The 16,190-nt window shown below is 44.5% G+C and carries 14 protein-coding genes; 4 read left to right on the forward strand and 10 right to left on the reverse strand.

The window, feature by feature from the left end:
* Positions 1-599: 599 nt before the first annotated feature.
* A complete protein-coding gene (locus FNC98_RS12165) occupies positions 600-1,040 on the forward strand; it encodes a DUF4124 domain-containing protein (protein ID WP_143581490.1) in 441 nt (146 codons plus the stop codon).
* On the opposite strand, the gene clpB is transcribed toward FNC98_RS12165, so the two are convergent.
* The 3 genes from clpB to rluD all read right to left on the reverse strand — a co-directional run bounded on the left by clpB (position 1,029) and on the right by rluD (position 5,545).
* The gene (clpB, locus tag FNC98_RS12170) at positions 1,029-3,599 is read right to left on the reverse strand and encodes an ATP-dependent chaperone ClpB (protein ID WP_143581491.1); all 2,571 of its coding nucleotides are present in this window, start codon (positions 3,597-3,599) and stop codon (positions 1,029-1,031) included. The two genes, FNC98_RS12165 and clpB, sit on opposite strands and share 12 nt — an antisense overlap.
* A 192-nt stretch (positions 3,600-3,791) precedes the next feature.
* Positions 3,792-4,517: a peptidoglycan editing factor PgeF gene (pgeF, locus tag FNC98_RS12175; RefSeq protein ID WP_144035553.1), complete on the reverse strand. Its 726-nt coding sequence runs from the start codon at positions 4,515-4,517 to the stop codon at positions 3,792-3,794.
* Between the two features lie 53 nt (positions 4,518-4,570).
* Positions 4,571-5,545, reverse strand: a complete 975-nt coding sequence (gene rluD, locus FNC98_RS12180) for a 23S rRNA pseudouridine(1911/1915/1917) synthase RluD (RefSeq protein WP_143581492.1) — start codon at positions 5,543-5,545, stop codon at positions 4,571-4,573.
* 120 nt (positions 5,546-5,665) lie between these two features.
* Here rluD and FNC98_RS12185 point away from each other — a divergent pair, with 120 nt between their 5' ends.
* The gene (locus FNC98_RS12185; protein ID WP_143581493.1) at positions 5,666-6,430 is read left to right on the forward strand and encodes an outer membrane protein assembly factor BamD; all 765 of its coding nucleotides are present in this window, start codon (positions 5,666-5,668) and stop codon (positions 6,428-6,430) included.
* Positions 6,431-6,500: 70 nt separating this feature from the next.
* Here FNC98_RS12185 and FNC98_RS12190 read toward each other — a convergent pair whose 3' ends face one another.
* Positions 6,501-6,839, reverse strand: coding sequence for a P-II family nitrogen regulator (locus FNC98_RS12190; RefSeq protein ID WP_143581494.1), 339 nt, complete (start codon positions 6,837-6,839; stop codon positions 6,501-6,503).
* A 485-nt stretch (positions 6,840-7,324) separates the two neighbouring features.
* On the opposite strand from FNC98_RS12190, the gene FNC98_RS12195 reads away from it, so the two are divergent.
* Complete coding sequence (locus FNC98_RS12195; protein WP_143581495.1) at positions 7,325-7,609, forward strand: hypothetical protein; 285 nt, start codon at positions 7,325-7,327, stop codon at positions 7,607-7,609.
* A gap of 75 nt (positions 7,610-7,684) precedes the next feature.
* Positions 7,685-8,515, forward strand: coding sequence for an ammonia-dependent NAD(+) synthetase (nadE, locus tag FNC98_RS12200; RefSeq protein ID WP_143581496.1), 831 nt, complete (start codon positions 7,685-7,687; stop codon positions 8,513-8,515).
* Positions 8,516-8,583: 68 nt separating this feature from the next.
* Here the strand turns inward: nadE and FNC98_RS12205 are convergent, their stop codons facing one another.
* The 6 genes from FNC98_RS12205 to FNC98_RS12230 form a co-directional block, all read right to left on the reverse strand.
* On the reverse strand, positions 8,584-10,656 hold the full coding sequence (locus FNC98_RS12205) for a prepilin-type N-terminal cleavage/methylation domain-containing protein (RefSeq protein ID WP_143581497.1): 2,073 nt from the start codon (positions 10,654-10,656) through the stop codon (positions 8,584-8,586).
* Positions 10,657-10,664: 8 nt separating this feature from the next.
* Positions 10,665-11,888 carry a PilX N-terminal domain-containing pilus assembly protein gene (locus FNC98_RS12210; RefSeq protein ID WP_143581498.1) on the reverse strand — a complete coding sequence of 408 codons (1,224 nt, stop codon included), beginning with the start codon at positions 11,886-11,888 and terminating at the stop codon, positions 10,665-10,667.
* A 2-nt stretch (positions 11,889-11,890) separates the two neighbouring features.
* The gene (locus tag FNC98_RS12215; RefSeq protein WP_143581499.1) at positions 11,891-12,676 is read right to left on the reverse strand and encodes a hypothetical protein; all 786 of its coding nucleotides are present in this window, start codon (positions 12,674-12,676) and stop codon (positions 11,891-11,893) included.
* Positions 12,664-13,338, reverse strand: coding sequence for a Tfp pilus assembly protein FimT/FimU (locus FNC98_RS12220; RefSeq protein ID WP_143581500.1), 675 nt, complete (start codon positions 13,336-13,338; stop codon positions 12,664-12,666). Before FNC98_RS12220 ends, FNC98_RS12215 begins: the two co-directional genes overlap by 13 nt.
* A 354-nt stretch (positions 13,339-13,692) precedes the next feature.
* Positions 13,693-14,127, reverse strand: a complete 435-nt coding sequence (locus FNC98_RS12225) for a type IV pilin protein (protein ID WP_143581501.1) — start codon at positions 14,125-14,127, stop codon at positions 13,693-13,695.
* Between the two features lie 17 nt (positions 14,128-14,144).
* Positions 14,145-16,187 carry a prepilin-type N-terminal cleavage/methylation domain-containing protein gene (locus FNC98_RS12230; protein WP_143581502.1) on the reverse strand — a complete coding sequence of 681 codons (2,043 nt, stop codon included), beginning with the start codon at positions 16,185-16,187 and terminating at the stop codon, positions 14,145-14,147.
* Positions 16,188-16,190: the final 3 nt, after the last annotated feature.

Consider the following 16,190-nt stretch of genomic DNA (forward strand, 5'->3'; position numbering starts at 1 on the left):
GTGCTTACATCGAATCGATTCATGGAAGAATATTCATTCGATGCCTTCCTTTATAGGAAGGAGAATTAAGTCGCATTCGCTTAACTCTCATTTGCTTGCAGGCCTTGCCCGAAGCAGGATGCGCATTCTACGCCATCCAGTTTTGATGTCAACCGCTTTTCGTAAATTAATTTTAAACTAACTTTCGAAATGTTTTTGGCTTCAAAACCCCTCCTGGCCAGTCAGTGACTTGCACTAAACATGTCCTGTGGAAGTGGTTGCGCATTCTATGTATTTTTCGGTCGGCGTCAACACCTATTTTTAGAAAAAAAACTAATTAATGTTTGTTCGAACAAAAACTGTACACAGCTAACTTCCTGTTAACGGATTATTCAACTTATACCATTTCATTAATATAGAATGACTATATCAATAAAATCTATGTTGTAACTGAACCTCTGCCCTAACTCTGAGTTGTGCACAAACTTAGTGTGATTGGCATTATGATCGCAAAGTTGCCTTTAATTAACGATTTTGGAATTATTAGACAAAGTTTGATATAAAGAAAGCACTAGCCAATGGCTAGCCTATAGTTAACTTTAAAAATAAGAAATCATCCTATGGATACAGTAAAAAAACTAATCCCGTCGTTATTAGTATTCAGCGTATTTTCCACACAGGTAATTGCTAAAGAAGTAACCGTATATCGTTGGGTAGATAAAAATGGACAGGTTCATTACAGCCAACACGAACCGATTGACAATGAATATGCTGAAGTGTTGATCGATACTCCTTATGGTAAGGAAAAACCTTCATTGATGGATAAGCAAATTAATCAGAACGACAGTCCAGAAGTCGTCTCTGCAAAGTTAGCTCGTCAAGCAGAAGAGAAATGTGAAAATGCGAAAAATAATTTGCGCATTTTAAAAGATTTTCCAAAGGTGAAAGTCACCGAAGAAGATGGTCAAACCCGGATTCTAACCCCTTTGGAAAAAGTTCAACAAGTTCGTTTAGCTGAAAACGAAGTTGATGTTTATTGTAATAAGTCCTTATCTAATTAACAGTTCACCTTCATTTACATCAACAATTATGCTCGCCCCCGGCATATACTTACCAGCCAGGATCTCCTGTGCCAGAGGATTTTCAACATATTGTTGAATTGCACGCTTCAACGGACGAGCGCCAAATACCGGGTCAAACCCTGCCTCCGCTATTTTCGCCAATGCCGATTCAGATACTTCAAGTTTCAATTGGCGTTCTTCAAGACGTTTACCAAGCAAGTCTAGTTGTATGGTTGCAATATCCTGGATTTGCTCTGCGGTTAATGGGTGGAACACAACGGTTTCATCGATACGGTTAATGAATTCCGGTTTAAAGTGCTGACCTACAACGGCCATGACCGTAGAACGCAATTGTTCATACGTAGATTCTGCTGCCATTTCCTGAATTAAATCAGAGCCAATGTTAGATGTCATAATAATTACGGTATTGCGAAAATCGACAGTTCTGCCCTGACCATCGGTTAAACGCCCGTCATCCAGCACCTGCAATAAGATATTGAATACTTCCGGGTGTGCCTTTTCAATTTCATCCAGCAATATAACCGAATAAGGCTTACGACGAACCGCTTCGGTGAGATAACCACCTTCTTCATAACCAACATAGCCCGGAGGTGCACCAATCAAACGGGCGACACTGTGCTTCTCCATAAACTCAGACATATCAATTCGAACCAGTGCATCATCACTGTCAAACATAAAATTAGCCAAAGCTTTGGTTAGCTCGGTTTTACCAACACCGGTTGGCCCTAAAAACATAAAAGAGCCAATCGGTTTATTCGGATCGGACAATCCGGCACGAGAACGGCGAATGGCGTTGGAAACCGCTGTTACCGCCTGAGTTTGACCTATTACCCGTTTTTGAATTTGTTCTTCCATACGCAGTAACTTGTCCCGCTCACCTTCAAGCATTTTGGCAACGGGAATTCCCGTCGCTTTTGATAACACCTGGGCGATTTCAACATCGGTTACTTTATTTTTCAAAAGCTGCATATCGACGACAGGATTTTGTTCGGCGCTTTCCAGCTGTTTAGTTAGGTCAGGAATAACACCATATTGAAGCTCGGCCATGCGCTCAAAATCACCGCTGCGTTGCGCCACTTCAAAATCCAACTTTGCCTGTTCTAATTCGGCTTTAACATTTTGGGTGCCGTACAAAGCAGCTTTTTCATTCTTCCAGACCTGTTCCAACTCGTCATATTGACTCTGGTTTTCGTTAATCTCCTGTTCAAGCAGCTCAAGACGTTTTTTTGAAGCGTCATCCGTTTCTTTCTCAACAACTTTCTGCTCTAGCTTTAATTGGATAAGCCGACGCTCTAAACGATCTAAGTCTTCCGGTTTGGAATCCATCTGCATGCGAATACTAGACGCGGCTTCATCGATTAAATCAATGGCTTTATCTGGTAACTGCCGATCGCTGATATATCGGTGTGAAAGGGTTGCAGCCGATACAATTGCCGGGTCGGTTATTTCTACACTGTGATGAAGCTCGTAGCGCTCTTTTAATCCACGCAAAATTGCGATGGTATCTTCCACACTTGGCTCATCGACCAGGACCTTTTGGAAGCGTCGCTCTAACGCCGCATCTTTCTCGATATATTGACGATATTCGTCAAGAGTCGTGGCACCGACACAGTGCAAATCACCCCGCGCCAACGCAGGTTTTAACATATTGCCTGCATCCATTGCGCCATCGGTTTTACCCGCACCAACCATAGTGTGCAATTCATCAATGAACAGGATCACCTGCCCTTCTTCTTTAGCCAATTCATTTAGAACCGCTTTTAAACGTTCCTCAAATTCGCCTCGATATTTAGCACCGGCAATCAATGCCCCCATATCTAATGACAACACCTGTTTATTTTTAAGGCCTTCAGGCACTTCACCGTTGATAATTCGCTGCGCCAGGCCTTCGACTATCGCTGTTTTACCGACACCTGGTTGACCGATTAATACTGGGTTATTTTTAGTTCTGCGCTGTAGCACCTGAACGGTGCGACGGATCTCTTCATCACGACCGATGACGGGGTCTAATTTTCCCTGTTCTGCGCGCTCTGTTAGGTTAACCGTATATTTTTCCAGAGCCTGACGGGTGTCCTCAGCGTTAGGATCATTGACATTCTGACCACCTCGAACCTGGTCGATAGCCTGCTTTAATGGTTTTTCTTTAAGACCTGACGACTTAAGCAAGGCGCCCAGCGGACCTTTGTCCTCAAGCGCTGCCAATAAAAACGTCTCGGACGAGATAAACTTGTCTTGCTGCTTTTGAGCAACTTTGTCACAAAGGTTCAATAGGGTTGCAAGCTGATTTGAAACCTGCACATCACCGCCACTGCCCTCAACTTTTGGGAGATCAGCAAGCATTTGGTTCAGTCGGCTGCGTAATGCCGAAACTTCTACCTGGCATTGCTTTAAAATAGACGCAACCGAACCATCACTTTGATTTAACAAAGCCACCATTAAGTGGCTAGGCTCAATGAACTGATTATCATGGCCAAGGGCCAATGATTGAGCATCGGCCAATGCTTGTTGAAACTTTTGAGTTAATTTATCTACTCGCATTCATCAATCCTCTTAATAGATTTACTTTACCCACATTTTTGTTGTGGATAATTGATTCGATAATGTTTAAATAAGAACCAAAAGCTACTTTTTCAAGAGCGATTAAAGAGTTTTTAACGAGAGATTAATAAAAACTTAGGTGGGATTTAGAGGATAAACTGCAAAGTCGCAGGAAAAGCATCAGGCTTCGGGCTAGCCATTTATGGCGATAACCGAGGCCATCCGCCCGGTTTTGCCGTCACGACGATAGGAGAAGAAAGACTGAGGATTGGAAACCGTACAGTAAGGACTTCGCGCGATACGGTGGATACCCAATCGCTGTAAATTGTTTATGGCTAATTGCGGCAGATCGGCGAGAAATTTGCCCTCAGCAACAGCGCTAAAACAGGTATCATTTTCCCGACTTACCTGAAGAAACGCTTTACGAACCTCAGCGCCAACTTCAAACTTTTGGTTACCAATGCAAGGACCTAACCAGGCATGAATATGCTCAGGAGCGCCATCAAACTTATCCAGAGTTTTATCGACAATGCCCGCAGCCAATGGCCGCCAACCGGCATGGATAGCGGCAATTTCATCACCATTTTCACTGGCTAACAAAATTGGCAGGCAATCGGCAGTCAGTATCGCTATTGGTTGATTTTGAAGACGGGTATATACCGCATCCCCCGTCAATGGTGATTGAGAATATGCCGTTAGCTCTACTACCTCATCGCCATGGATCTGATTCAACCATTGGACGGGGTCACCAAAATATTTTTCGCTAAGCAGTTGCCGATTTTTTTCAACACTCTCTCTATCATCACCGACATGACCACCCAAGTTTAACGAGTCAAATGGCGACTGACTGTAGCCGCCGGTTCGGGTGGTACTATGGGCAACAATGTTCCCCTGACCAGATTCGGCAATCGAGAAAATCGGTTCAAGATTGTGATTGTTGATAAACAAAATCCATTTCCTTTAACGCCGGGTTAGTACTCTTCCACTTTATTTTGCTGCGCGTCCAAATGCAATGCATCGGCGATTTCCTGCATGTCGTCTGGAACCGGGGCATGCCAGGTCATTAGCTCACCAGTAATCGGGTGATACAAGGATAACATTGCCGCATGTAAGGCCTGACGCTTAAAATTACGGAGTAAATCACGAAGCTCTTCACTGGCATTTTTAGGGGGACGCGGGCGACCGCCATAAACAGGATCGCCGACTAAAGGATGAGTAATATGGGCCATGTGGACACGAATCTGGTGCGTGCGTCCGGTTTCAAGGCGCAATCTTAGCCGGGTATGTACCCGATATTTTTCCGCTACACGATAATGAGTTACCGAAGGGCGTCCTGACATGGTAATTGCCATGTGAGTGCGTTTCGTCGGATGACGACCAATTGGCTCATCAACCACACCACCAGCGGTCATGATGCCATTGGCAATAGCTTCGTATTCACGGGTAATTTCGCGGTGTTGCAGGGCGTCAACCAGATTGGTTTGCGCAGCGATAGATTTGGCAACCACCATCAAACCTGTGGTGTCTTTATCAAGGCGATGAACGATACCAGCGCGAGGCAGGTTTTCCTGATCCGGATTATGATGCAACAACGCATTAAGCACGGTACCATCTGGATTTCCTGCGCCAGGATGGACAACCAGGCCTGCAGGTTTATTAATGACCAGAATATGTTCGTCTTCATAGACAATATTTAAATCGATATCCTGAGCCTCAAAATGTACCTCAGCTTCAATTTCCGCATCAAGGTTAATTACCTCTCCGCCATACATTTTTTCTCTGGCCTTGGTCGTAACCTCACCATTTACCCGGATATTTCCAGCCAAAATCCAATCTTTTAATCGGGATCTTGAAAATTCCGGGAACATTTGCGCAATTGTTTGATCTAAGCGTTTACCTAAACAGGATTCAGGAACGGTTTCCTGAAGTTGTATTTTCTCAGCCATTAAGGTCTCTATGAATTAGCACTGTGCAATACAGATTAGCTGGGTTAGAATGCAATAACTTTATTTTACCCGCTTTGTGTCGGGCTTTCATAATTATTTTAACTGGGTCTTAGACAACCTATGCAGAAGTTAGCTTTAAAAACAATATTATTAACATTAGTGGTAGGTGTTGCAGGTTGTTCCTCGGCGCCAAAAGAGGTACAGAAAGTACCAGACAAATCGGCTCAGGCTCTATATCTGGATGCCAAAAGTGCATTAGATAATGGACTTTATCAAAAAGCGATTCCCATTCTTTCCGCTATCGATTCACGCTACCCATTTGGCGCAGTTTCGCACCAGGTGCAATTGGACTTGATTTACAGCTATTACAAAACCGGTGACACCGCTCAGGGCATCGCCTTAGTTGACCGTTTCATCCGCTTAAACCCGGGACATCAGAATATCGACTATGTGCACTATATGCGCGGTCTTATCAACCTGTCTCAGGAAGAGAATCTATTCCAGGAAATGGCCGGCATTGATCGCAGCGATCGTGATCCGACCCATGCACGTCAGGCATTCAAAGACTTTAAAATGGTGATGACTCAGTATCCAGACAGCAAGTATGCCGCAGATTCACGGGCTCGCATGGTAGCGATAAAGGCACGCCTTGCTGAGTACGAACTTGCCGCCGCTCGTTTCTTTATGGAACGTCAGGCATATGCCGCTGCCGCAAATCGTGGTCGCTACATTGTTGAGTATTTCTCGCCAAGTGCCCAGGTAGAAGATGCATTGGTTATTATGATTGAGTGTTATCAAAAGCTAGGTCTGACGGATCTGGAGCGCAACGCCAAACAGGTGCTAGCACTCAACTACCCAGACAATCCTTTCGTCAGTAGTTTGTAATACTTAAAGACTTAACGTAAAAAAGCCGGCAATGCCGGCTTTTTGTTATTCTGAACCGATCTATTCGCGATTAGATAGCAGACTGACCTTCTTCTCCGGTACGAATGCGGATTACTCGCTCGATATCAGTAACAAAGATTTTACCATCGCCAATCTTGCCAGTTTGTGCGGTTTCAATAATGGCTTCAATACAACGCTGTGCATCTTCTTCACTGACGACGATTTCAAGTTTTACCTTAGGCAAAAAATCAACCATGTACTCTGCACCGCGGTATAATTCTGTATGGCCTTTTTGACGACCAAATCCGCGCACTTCAGAAACCGTCATACCGGTAATATTTACCGCCGCAAGCGCCTCTCTGACATCATCCATTTTAAACGGCTTAATAATCGCTTCAATTTTCTTCATCGTAGTTCCTTGCTATTTGCCAACATACTTTTGCTAAAGATTATCCGCAAATGTTACCAAGGTAAAGTTCGAATATCATGATCACCTTCGACTTTCTTTAGAAGCTGTTATACCAATCCCATTAAATTATTGCTCACTCAGTGAGAATTTAAAGGCTTTTAGACAAGGCTTTGATTGCAGAGAATGGTTATTCCATTGTCAAAATCAGTAACGCAGGATAAACGCCTTTAAAACTCACCCGTAGGGAGTTAGTGAGAGGCCCATTTACTGCCCTATATTTCATTAATATAGAATGACTATATCAATAAAATCTATGTTGTAACTGAACCTCGGCCCTAACTCTGAGTTGTGCACAAACTTAGTGGGATTGGTATTAGAAGCTTTCCTGGATTGTCGCAATTCTCGCCTAAACTAAGTATTAGTTAAACAAACCTAACCGGGTTCGAATGACATCCGGGCCCTTTTTACGATATAGAGGTTTCACTATGAATCATATGCGTTTTTTACTGTTGCCAATGTGTATCCTTATGGCTTCGTGCAGTTATTTCCAAAGCAGTGATCGCAAACAGGATGACTTTAATTTCGATAAAGATATGGTCACTGGCATTCGCATCGTTGAATGCACTGAACAGGATCCAAAAGGCTTTTGCATCGCTGCGAAATGTGAAGCCGATGACATTGATAATTGCGAACAATGGATCCAGGCCTGTAAGAATAATGATCTTGAAAGTAGCGGCAATGATGACGCTGCTAATTGCTCTGCCCGTTAATTGTATTCTGCTTGTAGTCAGCAACGGATAACATTGATAAACTAGCTTTTTTTCAACGCTGTTTTGAGGTCTATCATGAATCGCCAGGCAATCATTGATGAAATGAAGGTATTGCCCGAAATCGACGTACAATTTGAAATTACGCGTCGCGTCAATTTTATTAAAGAGCAATTAGTTAAATCCGGATTGAAACATCTGTTCCTTGGCATTAGCGGTGGCATAGACTCTTCGACTTGTGGACGCTTAGCGCAACTTGCGATAAATGAATTAAATGAAGAACACGGTGGTGGTTACAAATTTATCGCTGTGCGATTACCATACAACGTTCAGGCAGACGAAGATGATGCCCAGCTAGCACTGTCTTTCATAAAGCCAAGTGAAACCTTGAGCACTAATATCATGGCAGGTGCCGAAGGCATTCATGAAGAAGCGGTAACCGTGTTAGAGCAAAGCGGATTATTGACGGCGGATAACCATCGTCTTGATTTTTCCAAAGGTAATGTCAAAGCCAGAACCCGAATGGTGATGCAATATCATCTGGCAGGCATTCTCGGTGGCTTAGTGATAGGTACTGATCACAGCGCTGAAAACATAACAGGCTTTTTCACCAAGTGGGGGGATGGTGCTTGTGACATAATTCCATTGTTCGGTTTAAACAAGCGCCAGGTTAGACAGCTAGCCGCGGCGTTGGGTGCTCCTGAAAAATTAATCCATAAAGCACCGACTGCAGATTTAGAAGAGCTGGAACCGGGTAAAAAGGATGAAGATGCTCTTGGCCTCACATACGACAATATCGATGATTTTCTTGAAGGTAAGCCGGTTGACGATTCAGTCAGCAAAAAGCTAATCGATATCTATTTAAAAACCCAACACAAGCGTCAACCCATTCCAACTATCTATGATTAACCGCTTACAGGTTAAGCAAAGAAAAAGCCGCATCAAATGCGGCTTTTTTGTGGCGTTATTTTGTATCACTAAGTACAGCTGCCGTTATGAGCAATTACATGCATATCAAAGTTGTACTCGCCAGCAGGAACTGATGTTAGGCTGACTGCTGTGTCCCCTTTGTTGACATTTACCACTACATCGTCGGCAACCGCGGTAACCGAGCTCATGTCGTTAAGGCAAACCTTTGGCTGATTGCCTCCGCCACCAGAAATTATTTTAATCGCCAAATTGCCCGTAAAGCTTGTACTCATATCAATCGGGCTGGTACGACAGGTATAGGTGCTAAAATCCGCCGCTAAAGAACAAGAACCAAGACTAACGTCAGAGAATGCCGCGCTCAATAAATCAAAATTCACGTCTTTGGTTATGCTACCGGAGAACACTACCTCACCATAAACGGAATAATCAATGGCCTTGCAGTTAAAGCTGTCTATTATCGAATCTGAGCTAATACCGGTTAAAACCTGTCTGTTCCTATCACACTGAAAAACTTCGGCATTATCGGCAAACTCGACATAACCATCCCAACCATTGCCCCAATCGTAAACATCGCAGGTATAGGTAAGCTGATAGCCACCAATTAATGCTGACACACCTTGAAAGCGGCAATTGTCTGCGCCATCGGAGGTGTTGGCGTAGGGACTAAATTTAGCGATTAGAAACGAGGTATCAATATTGGCAACAAAGGACACTTCATGGCGACTGGATGGGGGGTCACTGGGATCAAATGGGCAATATGCATCCATCGAGTAACCAAAGGTATTCATTTTGGTGGAATCGACAAAACTTGAGTCCGTGTTTAAGCAAAAGAAGTCCGTGGGTACACCTTGGAAAAGCTTGCCCGCTTCACCATCGATATAGCTATCGGTTCGAACCATGATATTTTCCAGAATACACAGCTCACCTTCATTACTTCCTGGTGACATATCCGAAATTACAAAATCGTGGGAAGCCTCGCCAGGTTGCGGTAGCTTTAATGCATCAGATACCCCGACCGAATAATAAACGGTATCGCCGCTTAAGTCGGTTATTGGGCTGTCACCTGACATGGCATAAGCCATGCCTCTATATACTCGACGAGCCGCTATTCTTGGATCTTCAAAGGCATTCAATGAGGTAGGGTCGCCCTGACAAATTTTATCTCGTTGGCTGATACCACTTGCTAACATGACGCCAATATTACCGTGCCAGCCGCCGCCCAGATAACAGGTGTAATCAAAATAATGATAATCACCATTACTGGTTAGCATGGTAGTGGTTGTAGATTCATCAATTTGTACCGGCTTAGCCTTGCCTAACTCATCTACGCCCATGTAATAGCGCTGACAATAAGCGGCATCGGAAGCCTTGATGTAAACTTCGCCGGGTTTTAGCGACTTTTGCGTGGTCGTGTCGATGTAAACTTTTCCGGAAATTTCAACAAATCCGGTACAGGGCAAGGTTGTTCTTTGCTCATTGTCGTCGAGTTCACAGGCATCTTCCAAGGTTAAAACCACATCAGAACCTTCTTCCTCGCCATTGGTCAATCGTAAATCACCATCGCCCCTGTCTAAAAGACCAGTCATATCTCCGTTACTAGACATATCAATGGTATCGCCCGCTTCTACCTGGCCGGCACCAAGGATGGCCCGGCCTGTCGCAGAGCGGACCAAGGGGTCACTGCCTAAATCCATCCCAAGTTGGCCAGACAATGCAGCAGAGCCAAATCCTAGTTCCGATTCCAACACAACCTGCTCTGTATCCCCCTGGCTATTTTGCCAGCTAACCATGAGTGCAACTTTTTTGGTATCGCCAGTTTGGCTGATACTCTCACTTCGAGTAAATGTCGCGTTATTGCCATTTACCGTTTTGTTATTGGTGTATCCCGTGGTTATCGTAAATAGGCTATTAAATTCATCGATGTCGCTTGCCTGTCCGGTATAATTACGCATTTCTTCAATACGTTGCTGGGCGATTGCGATCGCTTCTGCCTTGGCTTTATTACCATTGCTTTGCTCAATAACATCGGAGTGAAAAATACCAACCGCCAGCAATCCCACCGCGAGTATTGCCAGAGCGATTAATACTTCTACCAGCCCAAATCCTTTATAAGTCTTCATGCTATCTCCTAGAAATCCTTCCACGTACCAGCTGCGACCGTGCGCGGACCGCCCTGTCGAGTTTTTTGCAACAAGCCTGTATTGAAGTGAATATCAAGGCTCCCGGAAGTGCTATTGAATGAACCCGCAGATATGACCGCCCCGTGAAAGGTGGAATTACCTGAAGCGTTTGCGGTTCCCATGATGAAAACCACCCCATAAAAATGCGGTGAGCCTTTAAATTCAACATCACCATTAATGATTAAAATTGACGGTGCCTCGTCAGCACTGGAACAGACATTGGAGCCATTGACAGCACTTCTGCAACCAACGGTACCGCCATTAATCTCAAGATTACCTTCGTACCAAATAACCTTGTTCATGGCATTTTCCACACAGCCTGCATAGGTATTGGCGGGGCATTCTCTAGTTTCAGCAGGGTTTGCGGGATCGACAATAACCGTAGCCATCATTTCCTTGTAAGCTTCCGGCGTCATCCCAAAAAAGTTTTCAAATATCCCCGCTGGTGAGAGGTTGGCCAAATCGCTGTCATGTTCGAGAATGTCCAAACCCACGGTTTCTTTATTTGAGGTTTGAATTTCCTGACAAGCTCTTGGCACATCCATGCAAGCGGGATAGTTTGGGTCGGTAGGATCAGCAACATAGGTTGCGGTTGAGTTATTAGAACCAATATCAACGTCCCCGCCACTCCAAATCGTTGAATGCCCCTCTGGGTTATGAATCGTGGCAGAACCATTTACATCAAGTGATGAGCGCGTCGTGAGAGGGTTGTCCGGGTGGTTTGGTAAAGGGTCTAGTGACTGCATGGTGACAGTAACTGTCTTGGTTGATGACTGATCATCACTGACGGCCTGAGATACAACCCGCAATGAGGACAGTTCACCAGTGGTTATATCGGTAACTGACACTGTCACGTTTGCTGTCCCAACCGTCCCAGATGCAGAATCACCAATGCCATCGGAATTACTGTCAAAAACCGGATCGATAATGCCATCATTATCTCGATCGATACCATCGGCAAGGTATTCCAAGGCAATCGCTAAACCCGCTTCAGCAGCTTCGAATGTTGCCTTACCACGAAAGTCGTTGTTTACAATTTTCTGTTCAAACAAAACCGCGCGCGCCAGGTAAATAGATACCATGGAAACCAAAATCATCAGCACGATGGACATGACTAACACCGCCATCCCCCGTTGCTTGCTTTTATGTTTTTTAAGATACAATCCTTTCATCCTTACCTCACCCTAATCAAATCGTTGCGAACCCTTACGCTTTGGGTAATTTCCATGGATACGTCACTATCGTTTACAAGTACTGCCGCAAGTGTGATTTCAATCTCACGGGTTTCTACCGTCGTTTCGTTACTGCCTGATGCCGGGATATGCAGATAACAATCCGCTTCCGCATCATCATCTTCTCCGTTTGCACCATCATCATCGACCCTATTCGGTTCACTAGAGTCGACACATTGAGAATTTTTTGGATTAAAGGTCAGTGAGGTAATGACGTATAAATCACTGTCACTAACATCCTGCCAGACACCATCACTGCAATCGTCACCAGCAGATACGGTTCCGTTGACGCGCATCTGTACGGCCCCTGACCGCAAACGATAACCAAAATATTCACTATCGGCGTCGAGAACGCCGTTTTCATTTTGATCGTAGGAGAACACAATACATTCACCACCGGCATTGGTATTACTCGCGATGATGGTGTTGGCAGCCAGACTATCAATAACTTCGAGCGCCGAATCATTTTTTTGATTAAAGGGATTAATGCTTGGATCAGAATCAAAGTTTGCCCAGTAGCCAGCGCGTCGGATGTCGTTGCTCATTATCGACATAATGGCCAGTAACTGTGTATTGAGTTTGCTTGATTTCAACGTGTCAGAGCTTGATTTAACAGTACTCACATAAACGCTTACAACACCGCCAAGGATAAATACCCCTAACACCATGGACAACATAAGGTCGACTAAACTAAATCCCCGTTGGCGTCCCATACTCATCCCTTGCATTCCTGATAATCCGCAAGTTGATTCGAACAGATGCTGATATTGCCGATTCTCGACAAGGTTATTTTTGTACTTTGCTGGTCTTCATTGAAAAACGTGATAACCAGGTTTTCACTGACGGTGCCACGAACCGGGTCAAAGGAAACAGAAGCTGTAGAGCCAGAGAGACTGATATCTCGATACTGGCTGGCATCCATTCGGCTTAGCACATTGTCATCAACCGCATTAAAATTATCATCACCATTATCAACCATTAATACACAGGCGAAAGGCTCCTGATTGCTTACAATTTCAGGGTTACAGGTAGACTCGAGATTCAGGCCATAAGCCCATTCAGTGGTACCCAGACCCGATAAGTTCAAATATATAGGTTTTGACCTGGACAAGGATTCAACGCGAGCCTGCTGCAGATAACCGTACAAATCTTCGGTAGCTGCCACCAGGTTTCTGGCTTGAAAACTTTTAACAAAGGAAGGCACGGCAACCAAAGCTAATAATGAAATGATCGCTAAGGTAACCATTAATTCGATAATACTGAAGCCACGTATAAATACGCCCTTCTTAAAACTGTGTTGATTTAGCACAGCCATGGGAGAAACGTTTCTGTCGCCCAAGGATTCAGAAAGCGGTGTTTGAGCGACTAAAAAGTGGGGGTTATTAGCCATTTTACCTATCCCTTTATAAGGGTTACATCCAGTGTATTTTGCAATTACTCTCTCAGAATAATTGCTGATCCATTTACATTTTTATTAGGATAAAAACGACGACTGCTCACTGTCTACTTTTTAGACTACCATTGTTACTTCAGCTATCGCAATGATTTTATTAACAATGCTCGTATTGACGCTTGTATTGACCGCAAAGATAGGCACGGCAAAGTTAGGTACGGTAGACGTTAACGAGCGGTAACGGTGAGATAAGGATTCTTAGCTAAAAGTTATCAGAAAGAAGTAAAAAAGATTATTTGTAAAGACAATAAAAAAGGCCCGTAGATGGGCCTTTAAGAAATGGGTTGCTTGTTACCAGCAGTCTGTTGGGGCCTTGAGGCCTTTAGGATTGCTGGCATTTACGGTCAACGTGATGCTAGTACAGCCGGCATCACTAGCCTGAGCTCCGAGAGCCGAGGCAGTAATGGTATAGCTATTGCCGCTGGCATTGCTTAATGCAAAAGAATAGTAGCCTTCCTGACTCGTGCTACTGCCTTTTACCGTGCTGGCACTGCCCGACACACCGCAGCTGTTTGCACTGCCAAAAGCCTGTGCATAAAACGGACAATTGCCTCGCATTTTCTGCTGCGCCAGCATTAACGACATCATGCCTGTATGGGCGTCACTGCGTCGGGCTTTTCTGACTGAGTCCTGATATGCAGGATATACCAGTATGCTAAGAATACTGATAATCGCTACAACCATCATCAACTCAATGAGAGTGAAGCCCTTTTGATTATTTTTCATTGTTAACGTCTCCTTCCCTAACAACTTTTGTTGTCACCAATGGTGATATCCACGTAGATAGTACCACTATTCACATTAGTGAATCCGATAGTCGCAGATTTACCACTAATATTTGTTGTTGGTGTTGCGCCACTAACAGCGCCGATACAGACTTGATTCTTGTTTTTCGCCGCCGAATACATCACATCGCCGCTCCACTGAAGCACAGAATCGAATTCCGCACTAGTGCAAGAATAACTGCTTCCATCGGAGCTAGTCAAACAACTGCCTGAAGCATCTGAAATTGTTATTGCTCCGACGTTACCCGCCGTTTGGGTGATATTACCTTTGATGGTAACCGTTCCTTTACCTGTATCGTCATTAGCACAGTTAAACTCAGAAATGGTCTGATCGCCTGTTACATCGGCGAAATTTTGCTTTAACGTCGAACACGAGAATACGGATGTATCTGGTGTGATCTGAACAAAACCTGTCCAACCATTGCCCCAATCATAAATATCGCACTCATAATACAAGCTGTATACATTATCGGTTTTCGTCCAGTAATTTCTCCGGCAATTACCTAAACCATCGGATGTATTTACCCCGGTTCGATACAAATTATCTTCCCAGAAGCTATCAGCAGTTAAATTAACAACACCTTGCAATATATGACGCTCTGACGGCGGATCTGAAGGATCAAATGGGCAGAAGTTGTCAATCGCGTAGCCGAACGTATCAAGTTTTAACTGATCGACATAAGCGGAGTTGGTATTCAGACAAAAGAAATCGTTCGGCATGCCTGTAAACAATCCGCCAGGGATCCCCCCCACGGTAGCATCGGTTCTAACCATGATGCCTTCACTGGTGCAAAGGTCACCATCATTGTCACCAGGCCCCATGCCCGAAAGTATGAAGTCATGGCCAGCACCACCTTCTGGTGGCAAAATTAGTGCATCAGCCACGCCGATGGAGTAATAAATGATGTCGCCATTGGCATCTCTTAATTTGGTGGTATTGGTGTCATCGGTAAAATCATATGCCATACCCCGGTAAACTCGACGCCCGGCTATTTCCGTATCTTCCCATGGGTTTACTGATGTCGGGTCACCCATACAGACCTTATCATTACGGCTAATGCCTCCTTCTAAGACTAATCCGATGTTACCGTGCCAACCGCCGCCGAGATAACAGGTATATTCATAATATTTGTAATCACTGTTAGCGGTAATATGTGCTGAAGTTGTTTCAGAGTCTACGACTGCAACCTTGCCACTGCCGTCGTAGTAATAGCGCTGACAATAGGCAGCATCTGATGCTTTTACATAGATATCCCCGGGCGCAACTTTACTTTGAGTTGCGGTATCAATGTACACGCGGCCGGAAATTTCTACGAAACCAGTGCAAGGGAGATCGGTTCGATCACCATTGGTATCTAATTCACAGGCATCTTTCAGGGTTAAAACCACATCGTCCCCGGTTTGATCACCATTGGTTAATCGTAAATCGCCGTCGCCACGATCCAATAAACCGGTCAAATCGCCATTGGCTGCCAGATCCACCGAATCCGTCGCCAAAACCTCACCTTCACCAAGCTCTGCTCGTCCCGTTGCCGAACGAACCATAGGACCATTGGCATCATAGTCATCCAATTCCCCGACTAATGCTGGCGATTTAAAGCCGAGCTCACTTTGAATAATGACCTCTTCGGAAACACCTGTACCATTTTCCCAGCTCACTTTAATAGCAATTTGCTTGGTCTCACTCGCCTGAGCAATACTTTCCTGACGGGAAAATACCGCATGCACACCATTGTGAGAGGAGGTATTGGCAAATCCGGTCGTGGCGGTGAACAGGGTATTAAACTCACTTACATCACTAACCGTATCAGTGTAATTACGCATCTCTTCCATGCGAGCCTGTGCTAATGCGAGAGCTTCTGCTCGGGCTTTATTCTCGGCACTTGAGTTAATAAGTTCACCCTGAAATACTGCGACACCGAGTAGCCCCACCGATAAGATTGCTACGGCAATCAATACCTCGATTAAACTAAATCCAAAACTATTTTTATTGTTTTTCATCGT

Source organism: Thalassotalea sp. PS06, assembly GCF_007197775.1.
GTDB lineage: Bacteria > Pseudomonadota > Gammaproteobacteria > Enterobacterales > Alteromonadaceae > Thalassotalea_A.